The organism is Methylocystis sp., assembly GCF_046349115.1.
GTDB lineage: Bacteria > Pseudomonadota > Alphaproteobacteria > Rhizobiales > Beijerinckiaceae > Methylocystis.
On record NZ_JAXMCX010000009.1, the window covers coordinates 26442 to 49956 of the forward strand.

The following is a 23515-nucleotide window of genomic DNA, read 5'->3' on the forward strand; positions in this document are numbered from 1 at the left end:
CGGCGCGCCTCAAGCCTTGCCGTGATGCGATCGGCTCGGCTCGGCGTCGAGCGGCCAGCGCGGACGCGGCGCAAAGTCCAACTCATCGATCAGTCCGCGCTTCAAGCGCTCGAGCCCCGCCCAGGCGATGATCGCGCCATTGTCGGCGCAGAGCGTCGCAGGCGGTGAGACGAACCGCAGGCCGCTTTCGGCGCAAAGCCGCACCAGCGCGCGGCGAATAGCGCCGTTGGCGGCTACGCCGCCCCCGATGACCAGGCCCTGCGGGGCGCGCCCCTCGGTTTCGGTGAAGAGCCGCATGCCAGCGCGCACCCTGTCCACGATCACGTCGACGATCGCGGCCTGGAAGGAGGCTGCGAGATCCCTCACGTCCTTTTCAGTCGGCGTTTGCAGCTTAAGGATTTCCTGCCGCACCGCGGTTTTCAGGCCAGAGAGCGAAAAATCCGCCCCTTCCCGGCCGAGCATGGGGCGCGGAAAATCGAAACGATGCGCGTCGCCTTCAAGCGCCAGCTTTTCGATTTGCGGGCCGCCCGGATAGGGGAGCTCCAGCATTTTGGCCACCTTGTCGAAGGCTTCGCCGGCGGCGTCGTCGACGGTGGAGCCCAGCCGCCGATAATCGCCGACGCCCTTCACCGCGACGAGCTGGGTGTGACCGCCGGAGATCAGAAGAGCAAGAAAGGGAAAGTCGAGCCGGTCGGTCAGTCTCGCGGTCAGCGCATGGGCCTCCAAATGATTGACCGCGATAAAAGGCTTGCCCAGCGCCAGCGCCAGGGCTTTGCCGGCCGTAAGTCCGACCAGGACGCCGCCGATCAGTCCCGGACCGGCCGCCGCGGCGATCGCGTCGAGGTCCTTCGCCTCGGTAGCGGCGCGCTCCAGCGCGCGCCTGATCAACCGGTCGAGCACGTCAATATGGGCGCGCGCCGCGATCTCCGGCACGACGCCGCCGTAGGCCGCATGTCGGGCGATCTGGCTCAGAACCTCATTGGAAAGGATTGCGCCGCCCTCCTCACCGAGACGCTCCGATACGACCGCGACCGCCGTCTCGTCGCAGGTGGTTTCAATGCCCAAAACGCGCATGCGCACTCCCTGGCGCAAGGAATCAGTCCGCCGATGTTCGATCGACGTTGTGAAGCTTATACCGTTGCGCGAGGAGAAGTTTAGAAAATTGCGGTTGGCAAATCGTTGACAGCAATAATCGGCGTATCCTTGTGGACAGCTCATCTCATAATGCAACGCTAAAGATAGGATGATTATTTTTGCAGATTTCTCATAGTCGCCACTTGACAAGATCTCGGCGAATGCAAGTTGGCACAAAAGATCGTTGCTTCCCCGATGGGGCGATATCTTGAGCTGAGTATATTGCGGCTCAGGCGAATAGGTAAAAAACGTCCCGGTTGAGGTTGGCTCCGGTCTAAACTGTATGGAGGTGAAAATGGCGTCGAACAAAATTAAAGCATTGGCGTTAACGTCTGGAATTGCGATGGCCGCCGTGATTGGCTCCACGACTCTGGCGGAAGCGCGTTACTGCCGCGCCCATTATGGCTGGCACCGGCACTGCTACACCAGCGCCTGCAGGCCGACCTATTACGGCTATGCTCGCCCGACCTATTGGGGCTATTACCGCCCCGCCGGCACCTGCTGGCGTCCGAGGTGCGGATGGTATGGCGTGAATTGGCCGGGCTACTATGGCTACAACAACGCGGGTTACTGGGGATATGGCGGCGCCCTCGGCGCAGGCGCGGGCCTGCTCGGCGCGGGATTGTTCGGCATATTCTGATCGAATTGGCAGTCCGCGGGCCGCTTCAGTCCGCCCGCGAGCTAAAAAAGGGACGTCCGCTTTTTCTGGCGGACGTTCTCTTTTCGGACGAAGGCTTGTCGCGTCCGCACCGCTTGCCCTTCACGCACTCCCGCCTATAGTCGCGCGCGACAAGCGGCGGCGGATCATGACAGCTTCCTTTTCCCTTCGCATCGGATCGCGCGGCAGCCCGCTCGCTCTCGCGCAGACCCATATGGTCCGAGACGCGCTGAGGCGCGCCCATGACGCGCGCGAAACGGATTTTCCCATCGAAATCATCCGCACGACCGGCGACCAGATTCAGGATCGGCCGCTATCCGAATCGGGCGGCAAGGGACTTTTCACCAAGGAACTCGATTTGGCGTTAATCGCTGGCGCGATCGATCTCGCGGTGCATTCCTCGAAGGACCTGCCGACTCATCTGCCGAGCGAAATCGTCATCGCCGGCTATCTGCCGCGTGAAGATGCGCGCGACGCCTGGATCGCGCGCGATGGTCTGTCGCTCGACGAACTTTCGGCGGGCGCGGTTGTCGGAACCGCTTCGCTGCGCCGCGCCGCCCAGGTGATGCGCCGACGACCCGACATTAAGACGACGCTGCTTCGCGGCAATGTCGAGACGCGTCTCAAGAAGGTCGAGAGCGGCGAGATCGACGCGACGCTTCTCGCCGTCGCCGGATTGAAACGCCTGGGTCTCGCCGAGCGCGCCACGGCGTTGCTTCCGCTCGATGAGTTTCCGCCGGCCTGCGGCCAGGGCGCGATCGGCGTGACGCGACGCGCGGGAGACAACGCGACGCGCGACCTGCTCGCGCCGCTCTTTGACGACGCGACCGGCTTTGCACTCGCCGCCGAGCGCGCTTTCCTTGCGGCGCTCGACGGCTCCTGCCGCACGCCGATCGCCGGCCATGCGCAGATTCACGGCGCCGAATTGTCCTTCCTCGGCGAGGTGCTGACCGCCGACGGCGCCGAGGCCTATGTCGTGCGCCGCCGCGGGCGCGCCATTGACGCCGCGCTCATCGGCGCCGACGCCGGCAAGGAAATCTTGCTGCGCCTGCCGCATGGCGTCGCGGGGCTTATGTGAGGCGGGTTCTTTTGCTGCGCGCGGCCGACGACGCCGCGCGCACGGCGCAAAAGCTGCGCGCTCGGCAATTTGAACCCGTGCTGTCGCCTGTGCTGGAAATCGTCGCGACCGGCGCGCAATTGCCGCAAGGCGCATATGACGCCGCGCTGGCGTCGAGCGCCAAGGGCGTCGAACTCGCAAAAGGCGCAGACGCATTCAAGGCCCTGCCCCTCCACGCCGTCGGCGAAAGAACGGCGCAGGCGGCGCGCGCGCTTGGCTGGCGCGCCGACATCGTCGCGGGAAACGCCGAAGCGATCCTGCCGCTTCTGCTCGCGCGCTATCCGCGTCCGGCGCATTTTCTCTATCTCGCCGGGCGCGACCGTCAGCCCACGCTGGAGGCGGGCCTGAAGGCGGCGGGACATCTGGTCGCCGCCGTGGAAGTTTATGAAGCGCGCGCGGCGACGGCGCTCTCGCAAGCGGCGGTCGACGCCATCGCCGCGGGCGCGGTTGAAGCCGTTCTCCATTACTCCCGACGCAGCGCGGACATTTTTCTCGCGCTCGCGAAGGCCGCGGGGATCATCGAAAAGGCGCGCGCCGCCCTACATTGCGCTCTGTCGCAGGAGGTCGCTCAGCCGCTTGTCGACGCGAAAATTCCGAATGTCGGCGTGGCCGAACGGCCAGACGAAGAACATTTGCTGGAGCTGCTCGCCAGGCGCGTTGCTTAAGCTGCGGCGTCCAAAGAATAAGGGGGAAAAGGAAATGTTGCGACCGGCGCTTTTTTCTTTCCTGGTCTTCATCGCTCTTCCATCAATCGCTCAGGCGCAGGACGTCGCGGCGCGCTGCGCCAAGATCGGAAACGACGACAAGGAGAGGCCCATTCCCGCCGCGCTCGTTCCGCAGGCCCGCCAAGTCTTCGGCTTTTCGAAAGACACGCCGAACGCCTTCATTCGCAACGGAACGAGCTATCGCTGCATGGGCGGCAAGACCTGGCTTTGCAATGTCGGCGCGAATCTCGTTTGCGGCAAGGCGAACGCCTCGAAAAGCCTGCCGGGCGCCGCCGCCTTCTGCAAGGACAATCCCGGCTCGGACATGATCCCGATGGCCGCGACGGGGCATGATACGATCTATGAATGGAAATGCGTCGGCCCGAACGCTCAGATCTTGCGCCAGAGCGCCGCCGTCGACCCGCGCGGCTTCATCGCCGAGAATTGGAAGCCGCTCGAATGACCGGGCCTGCTAACGCGCCCGCGGCGATCGGCGCCGCGTTTTTCTGCGCCGAGTTCTTGTGAAAAGGCGCCCCGCGCAATGCGCGAGGCGCGCCGGACGAATTACTGCTGGGGAACCGTCGAAGTGGGCGCGCCATCCGTCCCATTCCCGCCGACCTGGTTGTTGCCGAAGGAAATGACCGCGCCGCCCTGAGGGCTGATGCCGGTGGTATTGCCGAAAATGCCCACATTCGCCAACCTTACGGTGGCGAAAGCGCCGGAGGCTCTCACGCCGATAAGGTTGCTGGAGACCATCGAGCGTTCGAGGTTGAGCGAACAGTTCGCCGTCGCGCATTGAGCAATGGCGCCGAGTGAATTTTCGTTCATGACGCTGTCTTGAACGTTGGCGTTTGTGCGATCCCTTATCCGCAGGCCCTCGGTGTTGAGACTGGTTTTGACGCCGACGAGTTCGACCAGCGCGGAGCCCGCCGCGCCCGGCTGAACCAATATGCCGCCGCCGCTTGCTCCCTGATTGTCGGAGATCGTCGTGCGCAAAACGACAAGTCTGGAGGCCGCCGCAGGTTCGAAATCGATCCCCTTCTGCGTGAATCCGAATATCTTCACATTCTCGACGATCAGGGTAGAGCCGGCAAGAAAGCGGATGCCGTTCAAGCCATTGCCGACGCCGTTGATGTCGATGTTGCGCAGCTGAATGACGTCATTCACGCCGGCGTTGACGATTACGCCATTCACCAGCGACGCCAGGATGCTCGACGTATGGCCGCCGCCCCCGTCGATGGTGATCGATTTAGTGATGGTGACGGCGCCGAAGCCGCCCGGATCGATGGTGTTGATCTCGCCATGCGCGGCGGTTTTGGAAATGGCGCCGGCGAAGGTTTTGCACGGCGCGGTGCGCGAACAGGGATTTGCGTCGTCGCCGACGCCGGAAACCCAGGTGCGAGTCGCCTGTGCAAGCGCCGGCGCGGCGTAGAAGACGACACTGGCGAAAATGAGCGACGCCGACATCGATGCGATGCGTTTCATGTTGCGTTCCCCCTCTTCCGGGGCAAAAGCTGCGACGGCCGCCGTTGACCTCGGATATAAGCTAGCAAATCAGGGATGAATCGATTCAATAGGTCTGGAATTCGCCGGACAACACGCCGGTCTTAAGGCGACTCTCTTCCGATTTACCTCTGTTGACAAGGCGCGGTCGTTTCGATCGATCAGTCGCGCACGAACACGCCCTGACCGTTGGCGTTGAAATAGTCGATGATGACGCTCGTCGCCTTCTCTTCGCCGCTTCGGGAAAACCTCACCGGACTGAGGCCGCCGGCGTTTTCTCCTCTCGGCTGGAAGGTGAAGATGTCGCCCGAATAATGATGCAGCGGATAGGAAGTCGGCGCCGGGCCGAGATTGAGCGAAAGCCATTCCGCCTTATCGACGACTCCGATTGGTCCGTAAAGCGCGTTGCGGTACTCGCCGACATAGGTCGAGCGCGATCCAAGCGCCGGCGCGATGGCCAGCGGCTTTGCGTAATCAGTGTCCAGACCGTAGGTCGGCGCCGCCATTTTCGCGAAGGCCTCGCCAAAAAGCGCGAGCCAGTCCCGTTCGATGTTTCCTGTCAGGACGATATCTAGGAAGCTGCGGCAAATCGTTTCTGGCGCGCCGACCGGCGCGGAATTGCTTAGCACGACGATTCCAAACCGCTCGGCTGGCATGACATAGACGCATGTCGAGGCGCCAAGAGAAAATGCGCCGGAGTGGCTCCAACGCAATTGCGCCGGACCGCCATAGTCGATGTCCCAGCCGAGTCCGTAAAAGGTCGGCCCGCGTTTCGGATCATGGGCGGGGCCGGTGGCGATATGGGGGAAATGCGTTTCCGTGAGCGCCTCCGCCCTGATGATTTCGCGGCCGTCGAGGGTTCCGCCGCCCAGCTGCATGCGAATCCAAGTCGCCATGTCCCGCGCCGACGCCGACGCGCCGCCCGCCGGCGCCTGCGCGTCGGGATTTCGCTGCTCGCCGACCACCCATTTGCCACCACGGCGGACATGGCCGAAGGCGCGATTCTTATGCGCGACGAAATCGGCGTGCCGCGAGCTGGCGCTCGCCATTCCGAGAGGCCGGTAAAGACGCTGCTCGCACACCTCCTCCCAGGATTTTCCAGCGGCTTTCGCGGCCGCGAAGCCCGCCGCCGAAAACCCCATGTTGTTATAGGCGTAATGCGTGCGAAAGCTCGTGTCCGGCTTGATGTAGCGCAGCCGGCGCATGATCTCGTCGCGGCCGTAGCCAATGTCCTCGATGAGATCGCCGGCGTGGTCGGGAAGACCGCTGCGATGGCAGAACATGTCGCGCAGGGTGATTTCGCGCGTGACCCAAGGATCGCTCATCGCAAAGTCCGGCAGGCTCCGCGCGATCGGATGATCCCATGACACTGCGCCATCTCCGACCAGGCCCGCGACGACCGTGGCGGAAAGCGGCTTCGATAAGGAAGCGAGCTGAAAGACTGTGTCGGGGTCGACTTGATCGGCCGAGTCCGCTCGGCGCAGGCCGAAGCCCTTCAAATAAGGCGCGCGGTCCTGTGTGACGACAGCGACCGACAATCCCGGAACGCCGGTCTTTTTCATCACGTCGACGATGAGCGCGTTGAGAACCTTTAGCTGTTTCTCGGTCGGTTCGCGCACGGGGAGCGATTGGGGATTCGACCTCGCGAACGCCGCGGCGCTGAACGCCCCATATCCCGATGCAAGCAGCGCCGATCGTCTGGTGAAGGACATAATGCGTCTCCGCTCGCGCCTTCCCCTAACAATAGCGCCGCCTCAGTTCTCCGCCAGCGCCCAGCCGATCAACACCATGACCGGACCGACGATCGCCTGCCCGGCGACTCGCGACGGCAAATCCGAGATCGTGCCTTTGACGATGCGCTCATGCGGCGTCGAGGCGCGCTCGATCAGGAAGGCGGGCGTATCATGCGACATGCCTTCCTGGAGAAGGCGACGCGACAATTCCGGCAGCGTGCGGTTGCCCATGTAGACGGCCGTGGTGGCGCGTTCGTCGGCGAGCGCGCCCCAATCGAAGTCTTCGGGAAATTCGCCGTCCTTGGTGTGCGCGGTAATGAACTGCAGACGCCGCGCCGTCTCGCGGTTGGTCAGCGACGCGCCGATCGCGGCGGCGCCGGCGCAGGCGGCGGTCACGCCGGGTATGATCTCGATCGAAAAGCCCGCGTCGCGCAGCGCGGCGATCTCTTCATTGGCGCGGCCGAAGATGAGCGGGTCGCCGCCTTTCAGCCGCACGACATTCTTGCCCTCGCGCGCGAGGTCGACAAGCAGCGCGCTGATTTCTTCCTGGCGCACGGAGGGCGCGTAGCCGCGCTTGCCGACATTGATCCGCGTCGCCTCGCGGCGGGCAAGATCGAGAATGCTCGCCGGAACCAAATCATCGAACAGCACGACATCCGCGCCGGCGAGCGCGCGCATGCCTTTCAAGGTGAGGAGTTCGGGATCGCCCGGCCCCGCCCCGACCAGCGTGACGCGTCCGCGTGACGCGGCTTCGGCGCCGGCGCGCGCCTCTTCGATCAACGCCACGCGGTCTTCGTCCACCGGCTTTCGTTCGATGTCGCGGAAGGCGAGCCGCGTAAACCGGCGCCAGAAATCGCGCCGCGCCAGAAAGTCCAGTCCCGACGCGCGCACCAGCGGCCGCCAGACCTGCGCGGCGCGCGCCCAGGCCTGGAATGTCGCCGGCACCAGGCTTTCGATCCGGCCGCGCACCGCCTGGGCGAAAACCGGCGACGCGCCGCCGGTCGAGACGCCGATGACGAGCGGCGAGCGATTGACGATGGCGCCCATGATGAAATCGCTGAGCGCCGGGCGATCGGCAAGATTGAGCGGCGCGCCGGCCGCGCGCGCCCATTCATGCGCTTGTTGCGCGAGAGCGTCGTCCGCGATCGCGCCAAGCGCCATCGCCGCCCCGACGAAATCATCAGATTCGACGTCGCGCGCGTGCAAGCAAACATTGTCGCGCGCGCGCGCAATCTCGTGAAGCCTTTCGCAGGCTTCCTTCGCGAAGACGTCGACTTTCGCGCCGGTCGCGGCGGCGAGATCCACCTTCCAGGCCGCCGCTTCGCCGCCGCCAATGACGATGACGCGTCGACCCGCCAGAGCATAGAACACTGGCAGCGTCGCCAGCGGCTGCATGAGATCGGCAGGGACTTCGTCAGGCTTTCGGGTCACGGCGTCCTTGACAATATTATCTGAATTTCTGGGGATTCGCCCAATGCGCTTTCTGCAACAAAAAAGGCGGCCCTGAAACAGGGCCGCCAAAAGCGCGTTTTGAAAAAAAGCGCTTACTTCTTTTTGCCGTCGGCGCCGAATTGAGCGAGATAGGCCCAGACATTCTCCTCGTCGCCTTCGCTGGGCAGGCCCTGGAAGATCATCTTGGTGCCGGGAACTTTGGCTTTGGGGCTCTTGATGAATTCCTTGAAGCTCGCCTCGTCCCAAGTGATGCCTGAGGACTTCATCGGCTCCGAATAGCTATAGTCGGCCGCGGTGCCGGCCTTGCGGCCGTCGACGCCGTTCAACTCGGGACCGATGGCGTTCTTCGCGGTTTCTCCCACCTGATGGCAGGCTTTGCATTTGGCGAAGATTTTTTCGCCCGCGGCGGCGTCGCCCGCGGCGGAAGCCTGGCCGGCGGAAGCGGCGAAAGCGACGCTCGCGGCGAACGTCAGCAGGGAAATCGTCTTCATCCTTGTTCCTTTCCTCTTCACGGCGTTCGCGTCGCGCCCGCCCTTATTGAATGCGACCGGCCAATCTTGGCGCCTCCCGGCGCTCTTTAGACGGTTTCGAAACTACAACGAAGCCGCCGCTCAAGACAATACGCCAGAGTTTATGTCCAGCTCTATCGGACATTATGTCGAATGTTGTGAACACGTCCTGAACCGGAGGCTTAGGCGACCCTCCGAAGCGTCAGATTGACGCGAACGCCGAAGGCGGAGAGCGCCGGCGGCAGCGGCGCATTGACCGTCGGCAGAATTCTGTCGACGCCGTGATAGCGCAGCCTGGCGGGTCCAGAGAGCACGAGCGCATCGCCTGACGACAGCGGGAAGGCGACCGCCCGGTCGCCGCGCCGCGTTCCGCCGAGCCTGAACCGGCAATCGGCGCCGAGCGACAGCGACAGGATTGGCGCCGCTAGATCTTCTTCGTCCCTGTCCTGGTGGAGCCCCATACGCGCCTGTTCGTCATAGACGTTCACCAGGCAGGCTTCGGGCGGTCTGGGGTATCGCGTAAGCTCGTTCCAGAGCTCCAGCAGACGCGGCGGCATGGCCGGCCAGGGCTCGCCCGTCACCGGATGGCGCGCCTCATAGCGATAGCCCCGCTCCTTGTCGCTGACCCATCCCAGCGCGCCGCAATTGGTCATCCGCACCGACATTGGCGCGCCGGTTTTTTTCATGGTCGAGACATAGAGCGGCGCGGCGGCGACGACCCGAGCGATCTCGTCAGCCAGAGCCGCCTGCGCCGCCGGGTCGAGGAGGCCAGCATAATAAAACACGCCTAGCGCGATTTCCGACATCATGCGACATGTGGCGCCGAAAGGGCGTTTCGTCCATCGCATCGGGAGGCAGGCGCGCGCGCGCCGTGGCCAACCAAGGATGCGGCGCGCCGCCCCGCCGCCTCGATTGCTATGTTTGGGAGGCATCCCCCGAATTCGGAATGATCCGGCGCCAACCGAAAGCGAATGCTGATGAGCCGACACGGATTTCTGGACGTATGCCTGCAATCCCATGTCGCGGGCTGGGCCATGGAGGACGGCGGTCCGGCCGTCCTCGATATCTTCATTAATGACGAGCGTATCGCGCAGATCGACTGCAACTATCCTCGTCCGGAACTCGCGCAATTCAACATCTTGCCCTCGGCGGGTTTCTTCTTTCACTTTCCCTCGCCGCTGTCGCCGACGGATGTGGCGTCCGTCCGCTTCCGCAGCGGCGAGCACATCGAAAACTCGCCTTCGCGCCAGCATGTGCGCCATCTCGATCAGATGCTGCACGGCGTCGCCGGCGGTCGCGGACTGGAGTTCGGCGCGCTGGACCGGCCGATGCTCTCGCGCGAACGATTTGACGTTTTCTTCGTCGATCACGCGAGCCGCGAAGATCTCGTGAAGAAATATCAGGCCGCGCATGACGTCAGCCTGGTCAATCCCGAGCGTATCGTCCACGTCGATTTTGTCTGGCCGGGGGGCGCCCTCGACGCGGTCGTCGGCGGCCAGCGCTTCTCCTTCGCGCTCGCCTCCGGGGTGATCGAACATATCGGCGATCCGATCGGATGGCTGACCCAGATCGCCAGCGTCCTAGAGCCGGGCGGCCGACTCAATCTCGCCATACCGGAGCCGACGATGACGTTTGACCATCGGCGCCGGCTGACGTCGCCCGCGGAAATGCTCGACGATCATTTGCGCGGCCTGCAGAGGCCGAACTTTCGGCAGATATTCGATCATGTCACCGGCGTCGCGCCGCTTGGCGCGCCGGCGCCGGATCGCGAAACCCGTCTCGACAATATTCGACGCGCCTATGGCATTGGCCAGGCGGCGGAGCGGGACGGCCAATATCTCGACATGCACTGCCATGTCTGGACCCCTCAGTCATGGCTCGAATGCTGGGAGACGATCGAAGCCCTGAACCTGGCGCCGCTCCGCATTGACCATATGTTCGAGCCGCTGCCGGAGACCGCGATGTTCGTCGTGTCGCTCGTTCGGACGTGATCGGCGCCTATCCCAATACTGTCTTCGACGCCACCGTCGAATCGGCGTTGAGTTGATAGATGATCGGCACGCCGGTCGCGAGTTCGAGCGTCGTGACGCTCTCCGGCGTCATCTGCTCCAGCACCATGCATAACGCGCGCAGCGAATTGCCATGCGCCGCGACCAGCACGCGCTCGCCGCGCATCACCGGCGGCAGGATACGCTGGACGTAAAACGGCACGACGCGCGCGACCGTGTCCTTGAGGCTCTCGCCGCCGGGCGGCGGCACGTCATAGGAGCGCCGCCACAGCCGCACCTGCTCCTCGCCCCATTTGTCGCGCGCCTCGTCCTTGTTGAGGCCGGAAAGATCGCCGTAGTGGCGCTCGTTCAGCGCGCGGTCCTTGAACGTGGGGACATTGGTCTGGCCCAGTTCTTCAAAGATAAGATCGATCGTGTGCTGGGCGCGTATTAATGCGGAAGTGAAGCCCACGCTGAACAAAATGTCGAGCTTCTTCAGCTCGCGGCCGGCGCGGCGCGCCTCGTCGATTCCGAGCGGCGTGAGATCGGGATTTTTCCACCCGGTGAAGAGATTTTTGGCGTTCCATTCGCTTTGGCCGTGGCGAACCAGAACGAGAGTGCGATTCATGCGCGTCTATGCTCGTCGCTATCAGGCGCCGGAAAGGCCGAGCACGTCGGCCATGGAGTAGAGCCCGGGCGTCTTGCCGCGGGTCCATAGCGCGGCGGCCAAGGCCCCGCGTGCGAAGACGCCGCGATCCTCGGCGCGATGAGAGAATTCGATTCTCTCGCCGGACCCGGCGAAAATCACCGTGTGATCGCCAACCACCGTACCGCCGCGAAGGCTGGCGAAGCCGATCTCGCCGGTCCGTCGAGGCCCGGTCAGCCCGGCGCGTCCGCGCGCGCTGTTCTCGGCAAGGTCGACGCCGCGGCCACGCGCGACTGCTTCGCCGAGCAGCAGCGCGGTTCCGGAGGGCGCGTCCACCTTCAGGCGATGATGCATCTCGACGATCTCGGCGTCCCAGGCCGGCCCGAGCGCCCGCGCGGCGCGCTCGACCAGAACGGCCAGAAGATTGACGCCAAGGCTCATATTGCCGGAGCGAACGATCGTGGTTTTCGTGGCGCAATCCGCGATCGCGGCGAGGTCTTCGGCGGAAAGCCCGGTCGTGCCGATAACGGCCGCCACCTCTGCGTCCGCCGCCGCCTTCGCCAATTCGACGCTCGAACTCGGCGACGAAAAATCGACGATGGCGTCGGCGTCGGCGAGCGCGGCGCGAATGTCGCTCGTGATCGGCACGCCGTTCGGCGTCGCGCCGCCGCTGTCGGCGCCGAGCGTCGGCGCGCCGGGGCGCTCGAGGGCGGCGGTCAGGCGCACGCCCAAAGTATCGGGGATGATCTGGGTCAGCATCCGGCCCATGCGGCCCGCCGCGCCGACCACCACCAAACGCAATTCCTTCATTCGCTCGCCCTCGCCCCCCGCAGCTCAGCGGCTTCGATTCAGTTTTCGTGACGCGCCATCCCTATACAGGCGAGGCGGCGCGATGAGAAGCGCGGAGCTTCGTCCAGCCTGTCGCACGCTACCCGAACGGGCGGTTATTTTGCCTTTGGGCGGAAGCTTTTCACCCGGGCGGGATGGGTTTCGATATAGGCGGCGCCGATGAGGTCGAGGCAGTAAGGCACGGCGGGCATGACTGCGTCGAGGCAGAGCTCGATCGCCCTCGGCTTGCCCGGCAGATTGATCACCAGGCATTTGCCGCGATGCGCCGCCACTTGCCGCGACAGGATCGCGGTCGGCGTCTGCGCCAGAGAGACCTGTCGCATCAATTCGCCAAAGCCGGGCAATTCCCGCGGACAGGCGGCGAGCGTCGCTTCCGGAGTCAGATCGCGCGGACTGGGCCCGGTGCCGCCGGTGGTGACGATGAGGTCGCAGCCGACAGTGTCGGCGAGGTCGATCAGCGTATCGCGCACGCTTTCAAACCCGTCGGGAATGATGCGCCGCTCGATGCGGAAAGGCGTGGTCAGCGTCGCCCGCAGATAGGCCTCGATCGCCGGGCCGCTCTCGTCCTCGTAAACGCCGGCGCTGGCGCGGTCCGAAGCGGTGACGACGCCGATGATCGCGGCGCGCTGTTGGTCGGTCACTGGCGATTCTCCCCCGCGCATGTTTACGCTTAGCCTCGGCCTTGTCACTATCGGGCGCCGCAGCGCTTTAGTTGGATTAGCTCGAACTTGTTAGGCACAAAATAAATTATAAAAATGCATATAATTCCATAGTTTGTGAATATTATAAATACATACAACGTTATATCGTAGAATAATTATGAATGCATATTCACTTAATATCGATACATATTTTGCCATATTTCAATATTAACCATTTTATCTTCACCGCCATTCATCCGGATGGAACTTATGCGCTCGGCGATGCGAAATGCTCGTCGGCGTTCTTCACGCATTTTGCGTCAACGGAGCAATCCTGAATGAAGCATATCTTTGGCGTACTGACGATCCTTGGACTGACGAGCGCGCCGGCGCTGGCGCATCACGGCGCGCGCCATGTTGCGCATCACGGCGCGCGCCATGCGTTGCGCCATGCGTTGCGTCACGCCGAGGCGTCACAGGGCCAGGAATTCACCGCCAAGGCGTCATTCTACGGCGGCGGACCGCGCCGCTACGAGCCGAACGCCAAAACCGCCAATGGCGAAATCTTCGACATGTGGGGCCTGACCGCCGCCCACCGCTCCCTGCCGATGGGCACGCGGCTGCGCCTGACCTATGCCGGACGATCGGTGGTGGTGCGCGTCAATGATCGCGGCCCGGCGGCCTGGACGGGACGCAGCCTCGACATGTCGCGCGGCGCGGCGACCCAGCTCGGCCTCCTCCAGCGCGGCACGGGACAGGTGCGCGTCGAGGTGCTGGGGAAAAGCTGACGAGATCGCGAGCGCCCGGCACGTTCCGGGCGCTCGCGTTCCTTTGACATATAGACATATCATTGTTATGTCACTCGGCGTGACTGAGCGCACGACCGTCCGTCTTCCTGAAGATCTCCTTCGCCGCGCACGCAAAAAAGCGGCGGCCGACGATCGCACTTTGACGTCGATGATCGAGGAAGGACTTCGCCTTATCCTCGCGGGAGAGCGTCCCCCTGCGCCGACGGCGCAGCGCTATGCGCGAGTCAGTCGAGCGACGGGCGGCCCGGCGCCCGGCGTCGATTTTCCAAGAATGCGCGACATCGATGAGCAGGACGACGTCGAGCGCCTCGCGCGCCTTAAATCGCAAGATCGCGAAGCCGAAAATTGAATCTCGCCGACGTCAATGTGCTCGTTGAAGCGTTCCGTAGCGATGCGCCGCGATATCGAGCCTGTCGCAAATGGCTCAACGACGCCTTCGACAGTCGCGCGCCCTTCGCCGTATCGCGTCTCGTTCTCAGCGCGGTCGTGAGAATCACCACCAACGCGAGGTTCTATCAATCGCCGAGCGCGCTCGACGATGCATTTGGTTTTTGCGCCGACATATTGGCGCAGCCCAACTGTCGCATCGTCGAGCCAGGCGACAGCCATTGGCGCATCTTCGAGCGCCTGTGCCTCGACACGCAGACGCGCGGGCCAATGGTGACAGATGCATGGTTCGCCGCGCTCGCCATCGAGTGGGATTGCGAATGGATCACGCTCGACCGAGATTTCGCGCGCTTTCCCGGGCTGAAATGGCGGGCGCCGTAGCGCCTATTCCCTCACGTAAATCTCCGCGCCCTTTTCCAGAAACTCTTCCGCCTTCTCTGCCAGGCCCTTCTCGCGCGCGGCGATTTCTTTCGCTTCCTCGCGCAGGTCGCGGGTGATTTGCATCGAACAGAATTTCGGGCCGCACATCGAGCAGAAATGCGCCACCTTATGCGCTTCCTTCGGCAGCGTTTCGTCGTGGAATTCGCGCGCGGTGTCGGGATCTAAACCGATCTCGAACTGATCCTCCCAGCGGAAGTCGAAACGCGCCCGGCTCATCGAATCATCGCGTTCGCGCGCCGCCGGATGGCCCTTGGCGAGATCGGCGGCATGAGCGGCGATGCGATAGGTAATGACGCCGGTCTTCACGTCGTCGCGATCCGGCAGGCCGAGGTGTTCTTTAGGCGTTACGTAACACAGCATCGACGTGCCGAACCAGCCGATCATCGCGGCGCCGATGCCTGACGTAATGTGGTCATAGCCCGGCGCAATGTCAGTGACGAGCGGGCCGAGCGTATAGAACGGCGCCTCGCCGCATACGCTGAGCTGCTTTTCCATATTGGCCTTGATCTTGTGCATCGGCACATGGCCGGGGCCTTCGATCATCGTCTGACAGCCCTTGTCCCAGGCGATTTTGGTGAGTTCGCCGAGCGTCTTTAGCTCCGCGAATTGCGCCGCGTCATTGGCGTCGGCGTTGCAGCCCGGACGCAGACCGTCGCCCAATGAGAAGGACACATCATAGCGGCGCATGATGTCGCAGATTTCGTCGAAGCGCTCATAGAGGAAACTCTCCTTGTGCTTCGACAGGCACCAGCGCGCCATGATCGAACCGCCGCGCGAGACGATGCCGGTGACGCGGCTCGCGGTGAGCGGCACATAGGCGAGGCGCACGCCGGCGTGAATGGTGAAATAGTCGACCCCCTGCTCCGCCTGCTCGATCAGCGTGTCCTTAAACACTTCCCAATCGAGTTTGAGCGCATCGCCGCCGACCTTTTCGAGCGCCTGATAGATCGGCACGGTGCCGATCGGAACCGGCGCGTTGCGGATGATCCAGTCGCGGATATTGTGAATGTTGCGGCCGGTCGAGAGGTCCATGACGGTGTCGGCGCCCCAACGGATCGCCCAGACCATTTTCTCGACTTCTTCCGCGACGGAAGAGCTGACGGCGGAATTGCCGATATTGGCGTTGACCTTGACGAGGAAGTTGCGGCCGATGACGACCGGCTCCAGCTCCGGGTGATTGATGTTGGCCGGAATGATGGCGCGGCCGCGCGCGACTTCATCGCGCACGAATTCCGGCGTGACGAATTCAGGGATAGAAGCGCCGAAGCTCTCGCCGTCGGCGATGCGTTCTTTCGCGACATCGAGCGCGCGCTCGCGGCAGAGATTCTCGCGATGCGCGACATAGATCATCTCTTCGGTGACGATCCCCGCGCGGGCGAATTCAAGCTGCGTGACCGGCTGCGCGCCCGCTGCGCGATACAGCCTGCGCTCGGCCGGGCATGGCGGGACAAGCCGTTCGCCTTCGGCGAAGCCATTGTCTTCGGGCTTGATGGCGCGGCCTTGGTAGGCCTCCAGACCGCCGCGCGAAGCGAGCCAGGGCCGCGCCGACGGAAGGCCCGCCGAAAGGTCGGGCGTGAAGGACGCGCATGTATAGGGGCCGGAGGAATCATAGACCCGAAGCGGCGGCTCGCCTGAAGAAGGGTGCAGCGGGATTTCGCGACAGGGAACGCGAATGTCGTCGCGCCCTTTCGGCGAAGCATAGACTTTGCGCGATTTGCCGATGGCGCCGGTGGTGACGCTCGCTGGCAGGCGCTTGTCGTGAATATTCATGCTCGCGCTCCTTCATCGCGCTTCGTCAAGGGAAGCGGACGCGGGCCAGCAGACGGAGGGGGCGACCTGTCAATGCGTCGGACGCGGGTGCGCCATACGCTATTTCGCTGGCCTTCCCTACGCCGGCATGACCCGGATCAGGTTCGACGGGTGCTTCTCAGCCGCGCTTGCGGCGCCCCTCGCCATTATGAAAAAATTAGCGCGTTCGTATGCGTGTCGCAAGTTCGCGCGGAGACGCCGGTAAAATGCGTATGGTCCTGACGAGCTTGAACACATGCCGGATTTAAATTCTCAGGGACTTTCATCCGAGGAAGCGGCCCGGCGCCTTGCCGAATTCGGCCCCAATGAGCAGCCGAAGCCGCCGCCGCCGGGGATATTGGCGATCACGCTGCGCACCCTGAAAGAACCGATGTTCTTTCTGCTCGCCTCGGCCGCGCTTCTTTATCTCTTCGTCGGCGATCTTGGCGAGGGCCTGTTCATGGTGGCCGGCGCCGGCGCGTCGATTGCGCTTGTCGTGATGCAGGAGCTGCGGACCGAGCGGGCGCTGGAAGCGCTCAACCGGCTGGCGGAGCCGACCGCGATCTGCCGTCGCGACGGAGTCGAGTGTCGCATGCCGGCGCGCGATCTCGTGCCGGGCGATCTTATTCTGGTCGGCGAAGGCGAGCGCGCGCCCGCCGACGCGTTGCTGATCGGCGGCGATGCGCTCATCGTCGACGAGTCGCTGCTCACCGGCGAGTCGGCGCCGGTGACGAAGACGCTCGCGGACGAACGGCGCCAAACTGAAACTCCCGATCCCGGCGGCGAGCATACGCCATTCCTGTTCGCCGGAACCATGATCGCGCGCGGCTCGGGACTGGCCGAGGTCGTCCGCACCGGCGCGCATACCGCGATGGGGCGTCTTGGCGCATCGCTTGCGGCGATCGAGAGCGAGCCCAGCCCTCTGCAGCAGAGAACCGGCCGGCTGGTCGCGACGCTTGGCGCCTTCGCCCTGCTGTTTTGTCTGCTGGTGTTTGTCGCTTATTGGCTCGTGCATGGCGATTGGTTCGAAGGCGCCATCGCCGGCATCACGCTCGCCATCGGACTATTGCCGGAAGAATTCCCGATGGTGCTGGCGATCTTTCTCGCACTCGGCGCTTATCGGCTGGCGCGCCGCAATGTGCTCGTGCGCCGCACGTCGGTGACCGAAACGCTGGGTTCGACATCGATCCTTTGCGTCGACAAGACCGGCACGCTGACCCAGAATCGTATGCGCGTGGCCTTTGCGATTCCTGGGGACGAACGAGCCGTCGAAACGCTCGGCGAAGAAACGCGCAAGCTCATCCGCGCCGCCTTGCGCGCGTCGTCTTTGAACCCCGTCGATCCGATGGACCGCGCCGTTCACGCCTTCGCGGCGGAAGCGGGCTGCGCGCCCGATGGCGAAGCGCTGCGAAGCTTTCCGATCCGTCCCGACCTTCTCGCTTTCATTCAATGCTGGCGCGATGAATCAGGGGAGAGCTACGCCGCGAAAGGGGCGCCGGAGGCGATCGCTAACCTTGCGCGACTCTGCGTCGAAGATCGCGCACGCCTCGTCGTTCAGATCGGCGAATTTGCGCGTCGCGGCCTGCGGGTGCTCGCCGTGGCGACGACGGCGCCGCTGCCGCAAGCGCCGCCGCCCGAGGCGGCGTCATTCGACTTCGTCGGACTGCTGGCCTTCGAGGATCCGCTGCGCGAAGACGTCCCCGCCGCCGTCGCGGCGGCGCGACGCGCGGGGATCGCCGTGGCGATGGTCACCGGCGACTATCCCGCGACCGCGATCGCGATCGCGCGCCAGGCGGGGCTCGATTGTGACGCCGGCGCATTCACCGGCGCGGAGATCGCCGCGACGCCAAGCGACCTTCTTGCCGAAAAAATCCGCAACCTGCGCGTCTTCGCCAGAGTGACGCCGACCAGCAAGCTGGCGCTCGTCGAGGCCTTCAAAGCCGACGGACAAATCGTCGCCATGACCGGCGACGGCGTCAATGACGGGCCGGCGCTCGCCGCCGCGCATATCGGCATCGCCATGGGCCGGCGCGGATCGGATGTAGCGCGCGAAGCCGCCCATATCGTGCTGCTTGACGACAGCTTTGCGTCGATCGTCGCGGGCGTGGCGCTCGGCCGGCGCATTTTCGCCAATCTGCGGCGCGCGCTTACCTATGTGACGGCGATTCATATTCCGATCGCCGGCGTCGCTCTCACGCCAATACTCATGGGTCTGCCGCCGCTGCTGCTGCCGGCGCATGTCGTGCTGATGGAGCTGATCATCGACCCGACCTGCGCGCTGGTTTTCGAATCGCAGCCCAATGACCCGGACGCGATGTTTAAACCGCCTCGCCGGCGCGACGAACCGCTGTTTGGATCGCGCCAACTTTGGCTCGGTTTTCTGCAGGGGTTCGTGGTGTTCTTGGCCGTCATGTCGGTCTATGTCATCGACAATGGTTTCGGCGCGCCCGGAGCGCAGGCGCGCGGTCTCGCCTTCGCGACGCTTGTGGTGAGCAATCTCGTGCTCGCGCTCTCGGATGCGTTGCCGCGCGGCGTCTCGCTATTTTCACGCGACAATCTTGCATTTTGGCTGATTGCCGGAGCGGCCGCCTCGGTGCTGGCGGCAAGCCTCTACGTTCCTCTGATCTCTGAGCTGCTGCGCTTCGAGCCGCCGACATGGCCAAAACTCGTTTTGGCCCTGATGCTGGCCGTGATCGCCGGAAGCTGGTTCGAAGTTTGGCGTCGGCTGCTCTTTCCGGCGCCCGCGAGATTGCGAGAAAACGCGATTGCTTGACCTTGGCCGGCGCGCACCGGTCAGAGCGCCTGAAAAGGCAAAAAACGCTTGTGTTGCAAAGACGTGACAGGCAGCAGAAATCTGTAGATGCGAAGAAATAATAGCGTCCCAGGGCTGGACGCGTCTTGCAATCTGTAAAACAGTTCCAAGAGGCGAGCGCACGCTACCGGCGAATTCATAAGACGCTTCGCCTAGGGACTTGCAGCCGATGAAGAGACGGATTTCATCAAGCTTCTTCTTCGCCCTAGCGGCAGTCGCTTCTCCCTCGCTCGCGTTCGGCGCCGACGGCTATTTCCTGACTGGATATGGCGCCCGTCAGAGAGCCTTGGGTGGCGCCGGCGTCGCGGACTCCAGAGACCCGATGGCGATGTCGATCAACCCGGCGGGCATTGTGGGACTCGAGCGAGAGTTTCAAGTGGGGCTCGCTGCGACCGTGCTCGAGCGCGGGTATTCGACCATCGGTCAGCCGCTAGTCCTCGCGCCTGGCGATGTGCGGAGCGGCCGGCCGCTGTTTCCGGTGCCAAACAGCGGCTATGTCCAGCCGATCGACGCCGAGTCCGCATGGGGCGTCGCCACTTATGGCAATGGCGGTCTCAACACGTCCTACGACTTCGGGCATTTTAGGCCTCCGGTCAAAGCGGGCCCAGGAGGCATAATCACCGTTTCTCCTTCCTTCGGCGGAATCCTCGGCGGCGGCTGGGCGGGCCTCGACCTTCAACAGTCCTTTATGAGCGCCACCTACGCCAGAAAATTTGGTCCGATCACCGTGGGCTTCTCACCCACGCTGGCGATTCAGATGTTCAACGCGCAGGGACTGAAAATCCTCTCTCCCTACTCCTCCAACATGTACAATTTTTCCGACATGGCCTACGACTGGTCGGTCGGAGGCGGGTTCCGCGTCGGCGTCGAATGGCGCGCGACGAATGAGTTGCGCTTTGGTCTCGCCGGCGCGACGCCCATGTTCATGTCGAAGTTGGATAAATATAGAGGACTGATCGCGGACCAAGGCAGTTTCGACATTCCGGCGACACTGATCGCCGGCGCCGCCTATGATCTGCTGCCCAACCTCACGCTGATGGCCGACTGGAGGCATATTTTCTATTCGGCGACCACCGCCGGCAATGCGAGTTTTCCGATCTGGTACGGATCATTCGGCTCAACTGGCGGCAGCGGCTTCGATTGGCGCGACACCGACTCCGCCTCCTTCGGCGCCGAATGGCGCGCTACGCCCGAACTGAGCCTGCGCGCCGGCTACCACTACTCAACCTTGCTGATGCGACAGCGCGCCGCCACGCTTGCGGCGCTGGCGCCGCTTGTCGGCGCTCACTCGGTCACCGGCGGCTTCGGCTATCAGTTGACCAAGAATTCGTCGATCGACTTCGCGGCGGTTTACGACTTCAAGAATTCGGTCAGCTATTTCGAAAACGCGCCCTTCGTCGGCCGCGCGTTCTTTCCCGCGATTCCGTTAAATGTGCTTCCGCATTATAATACCAACGCGATCATCACCGCATGGGGGCGCGCCACGCAGTTCACGGTCGGCTACAACTACAAGTGGGATGCAGGAGACGCTTCCTGGATTCCAAGTCATTTCTAAAACTAGCGCTCCCTGACGGCCGGCGGCGACCGGCCTGCCTGGCGCGCCTCCTAAATTGGAGGCGCGTCTTTTTTGCGCGCTTCGCTTGCGCCGAGCCTGCGTCATCGACGCAGCGGCTATTGCTGCGGCCGCTCAATGTAAACGATTGTTGCAAATAGGCGACTACTCAAATGAATTTCGTTCGAACCCGCTGCGTCGGACTGCATTTAGCGAAGCGAACTGTTAGTTTTGTCTGCTAACGCCGATGCAAGCCGATCTTGGCGTGGAGGCGGCATTTTTCGTCAATCGTTTGCATCGATCAAATGACCAAGCCGGATTCCAGCAATGCATATTACTTCCCTAAGCCGCCTCGTAACGTTCGTTGCGCTTGCCGCCGCCATCCCCACTGGGACATTCGCCGCCGACGGTTTTTTTGTGACGGGCTACGGCCCGAGGCAAAAAGCGCTTGCCGGCGCTAGCGTGGCCGATGGACGGGATGGCATGGCCGCGGCGGTCAATCCTGCGACCATTGTTGGCCTTGATCGGCAGTACGCGATCGGCGTTACGGCCAATCTATTTTATCGCGGCTACAGCACCACGGGGCTTCCCAGAGTTGTGGCGCCGGGAGAAGTGCGCAGCGGCCGTTCTTGGACGCCCATCCCCAACACGGGCAGCATCCGTCCGATCGACGCCGACTCGGCGTGGAGCTTCGTCAGTTATTCGAATGGCGGAATCAACAGCGCCTATGACGTCAGAAATTTTCGCGCGCCGCTCGGCGGACCGTACGGCGGCGGTTTCGCGGGCGTCGACATTAGACAAGCCTTTTTCAGCATCGATTATGCGCGTCGCTTTCACACCGCGATTGGTCCGATCACCATCGGACTCGCGCCGACAATCGCCGCTCAGATGGTGAATATTCAAGGATTGCAGGCGCTCGCGCCCTATTCGACCAATCCTTGGGAAATGTCGGACATGGGGTTCGACTGGTCCTTTGGCGGCGGCGTTCGACTGGGGGTGCTGTGGGGGATCACCGACAAGCTTCGCTTCGGCTTTTCGGGCTCGACGCCGATGTTGATGTCGCCTCTCGCCAAATATTCAGGCCTTTTCGCCGAACAGGGCAGATTCGACATCCCCGCCCAGCTACAGGCCGGATTCGCCTACGACCTCACGCCAGACCTTACGCTGATGGCGGACTGGCGGCACATCTTCTATTCGGCCGTTCCGGCGATCGGCAACGGAGGCGGTCCCTTGCGATTGCGCTCGCTTGGCGCCGGCACGGGCCTCGATTACCAGGACACGGACTCGGCTTCGTTCGGCGTCGAGTGGCGCGCGACGCCCGGTCTCGCGCTCCGCGCAGGCTATCATTACTCAACCGTCCCGCTGCGTTCGCGGTCGCTCAACTTCGCGGCGCTCGCGCCGAGCCTCGCCAAGCATCATCTCGGCGCCGGCTTCAATTACGCGGTCACCAGGAACTCGTCCTTCGATTTCGCCTTCCTTTGGGCGTTCAAGAACTCGGTGTCCGGATATGAGGCGATCCCCCAGACCGCAACGCTTCCTTTTGGCAGGATCAACACCGCCGCCAACATTAATGTGTGGGCCTATGGCGGCGCCTTTACCGTCGGCTACAATTACAAATTCGACGCTGACGACGAATCCTGGCTGCCGACGCATTTTTGATTCGGCAAAGGCGCAGGGACGACGCGCCGCCTCACCCGACGACGATCGTCGGCGCCGCGCGCCGCTGCTGCGTTTCGAGCAGCGTCTTCACTTTCGCGGCGAGATTGAGATAGACGGCGGCCTGCGGACTGTCGGGCTCGGCGGCGACCACCGGGCGGCCGGCGTCGGACGTCTCGCGAATTTTCATGTCGAGCGGCGCTTCGCCAAGAAAGGGCACGCCCATCTGTTCGGCGTCATGGCGGGCGCCGCCATGGGCGAAGATTTCCGAGCGTCCGCCGCAATGGGGGCATAGGAAATAGCTCATATTTTCGATGACGCCGAGGATCGGCGCTTCGACCTTCTGGAACATCGCCACCGCGCGGCGCGCGTCGATCAGCGCCAGATCCTGCGGCGTCGAGACGATCACCGCGCCGGCGAGCGGGACCTGCTGGGCGATGGTGAGTTGAACGTCGCCCGTCCCCGGCGGCATGTCGATGACCAGCGCGTCAAGCTCTCCCCAGACGACTTCGCCGAGCATTTGCGAAATCGCCTGCGACACCATCGGTCCGCGCCAGACCATCGGAATATTCTCGTCGACCAGGAAACCCATCGACATGATTTTCAGGCCATAAGCTTCGAGCGGCGTGAGCTTGCCGCCCTCGACCGTCGGTTTCTCGGTAAGCCCGAAGAGCCGCGGCATCGAGGGGCCGTAGACGTCGGCGTCGAGCAGGCCAACTTGCCAGCCCTGCGCAGCAAGGCCGAGCGCCAGATTGGCCGAGGTCGTCGATTTGCCGACGCCGCCCTTGCCCGAAGCGACCGCGAGGATGAAGCGAATTTTGTCGAGCGCCGGAATGCCCCTGCGCTGTGGCGGCGGCGGCGCTTCAGCGCGCGGCGCGCGCTCGGCGGTCAAGGTGACGACCGCCTGCTCGATCCCCGGCGCCGCCTTGATCGCCCGTTCGGCGGCGATGCGCGCCGCCTCCCACGCCTGCGCCTGGCTCGGATCGCCGGAGAGCGAGACGAAGGCCTTGGCGCCGGACAGATTGATCCCGCTCACGGCGCCAGAAAGCGGCGCGCCGCCCGGCCCGTAGAGCCCGTCCAGCGCCTTCAGAATGTCAGCTTCCGTCGCCACGCGCCCGCTCCTTGCCTAGTTTAGA

The 23515-nt window shown here is 63.6% G+C and carries 22 protein-coding genes and 1 riboswitch; of the genes, 11 read left to right on the top strand and 11 right to left on the bottom strand.

The features are described 5' to 3' along the window. Positions 1–9 precede the first annotated feature (9 nt). Positions 10–1074: a tRNA (adenosine(37)-N6)-threonylcarbamoyltransferase complex transferase subunit TsaD gene (gene tsaD / locus U1E20_RS16215; protein WP_409981666.1), complete on the bottom strand. Its 1065-nt coding sequence runs from the start codon at positions 1072–1074 to the stop codon at positions 10–12. 403 nt (positions 1075–1477) lie between these two features. Between tsaD and U1E20_RS16220 the strand changes: the two genes are divergently transcribed. The 4 genes from U1E20_RS16220 (at position 1478) to U1E20_RS16235 (ending at position 4076) form a co-directional block, all read left to right on the top strand. After that, positions 1478–1774 carry a hypothetical protein gene (locus tag U1E20_RS16220; protein WP_409981667.1) on the top strand — a complete coding sequence of 99 codons (297 nt, stop codon included), beginning with the start codon at positions 1478–1480 and terminating at the stop codon, positions 1772–1774. A gap of 166 nt (positions 1775–1940) precedes the next feature. Beyond that, positions 1941–2870: a hydroxymethylbilane synthase gene (gene hemC / locus U1E20_RS16225; protein WP_409981668.1), complete on the top strand. Its 930-nt coding sequence runs from the start codon at positions 1941–1943 to the stop codon at positions 2868–2870. 11 nt (positions 2871–2881) lie between these two features. Then, the gene (locus U1E20_RS16230) at positions 2882–3574 is read left to right on the top strand and encodes a uroporphyrinogen-III synthase (protein ID WP_409981669.1); all 693 of its coding nucleotides are present in this window, start codon (positions 2882–2884) and stop codon (positions 3572–3574) included. 34 nt (positions 3575–3608) lie between these two features. Then, positions 3609–4076, top strand: a complete 468-nt coding sequence (locus tag U1E20_RS16235; RefSeq protein WP_409981670.1) for a hypothetical protein — start codon at positions 3609–3611, stop codon at positions 4074–4076. Between the two features lie 101 nt (positions 4077–4177). Here U1E20_RS16235 and U1E20_RS16240 read toward each other — a convergent pair whose 3' ends face one another. The 5 genes from U1E20_RS16240 to U1E20_RS16260 form a co-directional block, all read right to left on the bottom strand. After that, complete coding sequence (locus U1E20_RS16240) at positions 4178–5098, bottom strand: right-handed parallel beta-helix repeat-containing protein (protein WP_409981671.1); 921 nt, start codon at positions 5096–5098, stop codon at positions 4178–4180. Between the two features lie 179 nt (positions 5099–5277). Continuing rightward, a complete protein-coding gene (locus tag U1E20_RS16245; RefSeq protein WP_409981672.1) occupies positions 5278–6828 on the bottom strand; it encodes a serine hydrolase in 1551 nt (516 codons plus the stop codon). A 42-nt stretch (positions 6829–6870) separates the two neighbouring features. Then, positions 6871–8280, bottom strand: coding sequence for a siroheme synthase CysG (gene cysG, locus U1E20_RS16250; protein ID WP_409981673.1), 1410 nt, complete (start codon positions 8278–8280; stop codon positions 6871–6873). A gap of 113 nt (positions 8281–8393) precedes the next feature. Beyond that, entirely contained in the window at positions 8394–8792 is a 399-nt protein-coding gene (locus U1E20_RS16255; RefSeq protein WP_409981674.1) for a cytochrome c-554, read from the bottom strand. A 200-nt stretch (positions 8793–8992) separates the two neighbouring features. Further along, positions 8993–9616 carry an alpha-ketoglutarate-dependent dioxygenase AlkB family protein gene (locus U1E20_RS16260; RefSeq protein ID WP_409981694.1) on the bottom strand — a complete coding sequence of 208 codons (624 nt, stop codon included), beginning with the start codon at positions 9614–9616 and terminating at the stop codon, positions 8993–8995. Positions 9617–9787: 171 nt separating this feature from the next. Between U1E20_RS16260 and U1E20_RS16265 the strand changes: the two genes are divergently transcribed. Then, on the top strand, positions 9788–10801 hold the full coding sequence (locus tag U1E20_RS16265; protein ID WP_409981675.1) for a class I SAM-dependent methyltransferase: 1014 nt from the start codon (positions 9788–9790) through the stop codon (positions 10799–10801). A gap of 7 nt (positions 10802–10808) precedes the next feature. On the opposite strand, the gene U1E20_RS16270 is transcribed toward U1E20_RS16265, so the two are convergent. The 3 genes from U1E20_RS16270 to mog form a co-directional block, all read right to left on the bottom strand. Continuing rightward, positions 10809–11426 carry a 2,3-bisphosphoglycerate-dependent phosphoglycerate mutase gene (locus tag U1E20_RS16270; protein WP_409981676.1) on the bottom strand — a complete coding sequence of 206 codons (618 nt, stop codon included), beginning with the start codon at positions 11424–11426 and terminating at the stop codon, positions 10809–10811. A 21-nt stretch (positions 11427–11447) separates the two neighbouring features. Beyond that, complete coding sequence (dapB, locus tag U1E20_RS16275; protein WP_409981677.1) at positions 11448–12254, bottom strand: 4-hydroxy-tetrahydrodipicolinate reductase; 807 nt, start codon at positions 12252–12254, stop codon at positions 11448–11450. A 134-nt stretch (positions 12255–12388) separates the two neighbouring features. Beyond that, complete coding sequence (mog, locus tag U1E20_RS16280) at positions 12389–12934, bottom strand: molybdopterin adenylyltransferase (RefSeq protein WP_409981678.1); 546 nt, start codon at positions 12932–12934, stop codon at positions 12389–12391. Between the two features lie 338 nt (positions 12935–13272). Between mog and U1E20_RS16285 the strand changes: the two genes are divergently transcribed. The 3 genes from U1E20_RS16285 (at position 13273) to U1E20_RS16295 (ending at position 14511) form a co-directional block, all read left to right on the top strand. Beyond that, positions 13273–13722 (top strand): septal ring lytic transglycosylase RlpA family protein, encoded by a 450-nt coding sequence (locus U1E20_RS16285; RefSeq protein WP_409981679.1) that lies wholly within the window; start codon positions 13273–13275, stop codon positions 13720–13722. A gap of 160 nt (positions 13723–13882) precedes the next feature. Then, positions 13883–14092 (top strand): hypothetical protein, encoded by a 210-nt coding sequence (locus U1E20_RS16290; protein ID WP_409981680.1) that lies wholly within the window; start codon positions 13883–13885, stop codon positions 14090–14092. After that, positions 14089–14511 (top strand): type II toxin-antitoxin system VapC family toxin, encoded by a 423-nt coding sequence (locus U1E20_RS16295; RefSeq protein ID WP_409981681.1) that lies wholly within the window; start codon positions 14089–14091, stop codon positions 14509–14511. Before U1E20_RS16290 ends, U1E20_RS16295 begins: the two co-directional genes overlap by 4 nt. Before the next feature lie 3 nt (positions 14512–14514). On the opposite strand, the gene thiC is transcribed toward U1E20_RS16295, so the two are convergent. Continuing rightward, positions 14515–16341, bottom strand: a complete 1827-nt coding sequence (thiC, locus tag U1E20_RS16300; protein ID WP_409981682.1) for a phosphomethylpyrimidine synthase ThiC — start codon at positions 16339–16341, stop codon at positions 14515–14517. A gap of 96 nt (positions 16342–16437) precedes the next feature. Beyond that, a riboswitch (TPP riboswitch) is annotated at positions 16438–16531 on the bottom strand. Between the two features lie 84 nt (positions 16532–16615). On the opposite strand from thiC, the gene U1E20_RS16305 reads away from it, so the two are divergent. The 3 genes from U1E20_RS16305 (at position 16616) to U1E20_RS16315 (ending at position 22382) form a co-directional block, all read left to right on the top strand. Beyond that, the gene (locus U1E20_RS16305; protein WP_409981683.1) at positions 16616–19132 is read left to right on the top strand and encodes a cation-translocating P-type ATPase; all 2517 of its coding nucleotides are present in this window, start codon (positions 16616–16618) and stop codon (positions 19130–19132) included. A gap of 208 nt (positions 19133–19340) precedes the next feature. Beyond that, positions 19341–20726, top strand: a complete 1386-nt coding sequence (locus tag U1E20_RS16310) for an OmpP1/FadL family transporter (RefSeq protein ID WP_409981684.1) — start codon at positions 19341–19343, stop codon at positions 20724–20726. Positions 20727–21050: 324 nt separating this feature from the next. Continuing rightward, positions 21051–22382 carry an OmpP1/FadL family transporter gene (locus tag U1E20_RS16315; RefSeq protein WP_409981685.1) on the top strand — a complete coding sequence of 444 codons (1332 nt, stop codon included), beginning with the start codon at positions 21051–21053 and terminating at the stop codon, positions 22380–22382. Positions 22383–22413: 31 nt separating this feature from the next. On the opposite strand, the gene U1E20_RS16320 is transcribed toward U1E20_RS16315, so the two are convergent. Then, positions 22414–23490, bottom strand: coding sequence for an Mrp/NBP35 family ATP-binding protein (locus tag U1E20_RS16320; protein ID WP_409981686.1), 1077 nt, complete (start codon positions 23488–23490; stop codon positions 22414–22416). Positions 23491–23515 lie beyond the last annotated feature (25 nt).

Bases quoted from the DNA above. Each gene is read 5' to 3' on its own strand.
- U1E20_RS16245 (WP_409981672.1), bottom strand. From the start codon at position 6,828: ATGTCCTTCACCAGACGATCGGCGCTGCTTGCATCGGGATATGGGGCG.
- U1E20_RS16310 (WP_409981684.1), top strand. From the start codon at position 19,341: ATGAAGAGACGGATTTCATCAAGCTTCTTCTTCGCCCTAGCGGCAGTC.
- tsaD (WP_409981666.1), bottom strand. From the start codon at position 1,074: ATGCGCGTTTTGGGCATTGAAACCACCTGCGACGAGACGGCGGTCGCG.
- U1E20_RS16270 (WP_409981676.1), bottom strand. From the start codon at position 11,426: ATGAATCGCACTCTCGTTCTGGTTCGCCACGGCCAAAGCGAATGGAAC.
- U1E20_RS16265 (WP_409981675.1), top strand. From the start codon at position 9,788: ATGAGCCGACACGGATTTCTGGACGTATGCCTGCAATCCCATGTCGCG.
- thiC (WP_409981682.1), bottom strand. From the start codon at position 16,341: ATGAATATTCACGACAAGCGCCTGCCAGCGAGCGTCACCACCGGCGCC.
- U1E20_RS16315 (WP_409981685.1), top strand. From the start codon at position 21,051: ATGCATATTACTTCCCTAAGCCGCCTCGTAACGTTCGTTGCGCTTGCC.
- dapB (WP_409981677.1), bottom strand. From the start codon at position 12,254: ATGAAGGAATTGCGTTTGGTGGTGGTCGGCGCGGCGGGCCGCATGGGC.
- U1E20_RS16240 (WP_409981671.1), bottom strand. From the start codon at position 5,098: ATGAAACGCATCGCATCGATGTCGGCGTCGCTCATTTTCGCCAGTGTC.
- hemC (WP_409981668.1), top strand. From the start codon at position 1,941: ATGACAGCTTCCTTTTCCCTTCGCATCGGATCGCGCGGCAGCCCGCTC.
- U1E20_RS16220 (WP_409981667.1), top strand. From the start codon at position 1,478: ATGGCCGCCGTGATTGGCTCCACGACTCTGGCGGAAGCGCGTTACTGC.
- U1E20_RS16235 (WP_409981670.1), top strand. From the start codon at position 3,609: ATGTTGCGACCGGCGCTTTTTTCTTTCCTGGTCTTCATCGCTCTTCCA.
- U1E20_RS16305 (WP_409981683.1), top strand. From the start codon at position 16,616: ATGCCGGATTTAAATTCTCAGGGACTTTCATCCGAGGAAGCGGCCCGG.
- U1E20_RS16260 (WP_409981694.1), bottom strand. From the start codon at position 9,616: ATGTCGGAAATCGCGCTAGGCGTGTTTTATTATGCTGGCCTCCTCGAC.
- U1E20_RS16285 (WP_409981679.1), top strand. From the start codon at position 13,273: ATGAAGCATATCTTTGGCGTACTGACGATCCTTGGACTGACGAGCGCG.
- U1E20_RS16255 (WP_409981674.1), bottom strand. From the start codon at position 8,792: ATGAAGACGATTTCCCTGCTGACGTTCGCCGCGAGCGTCGCTTTCGCC.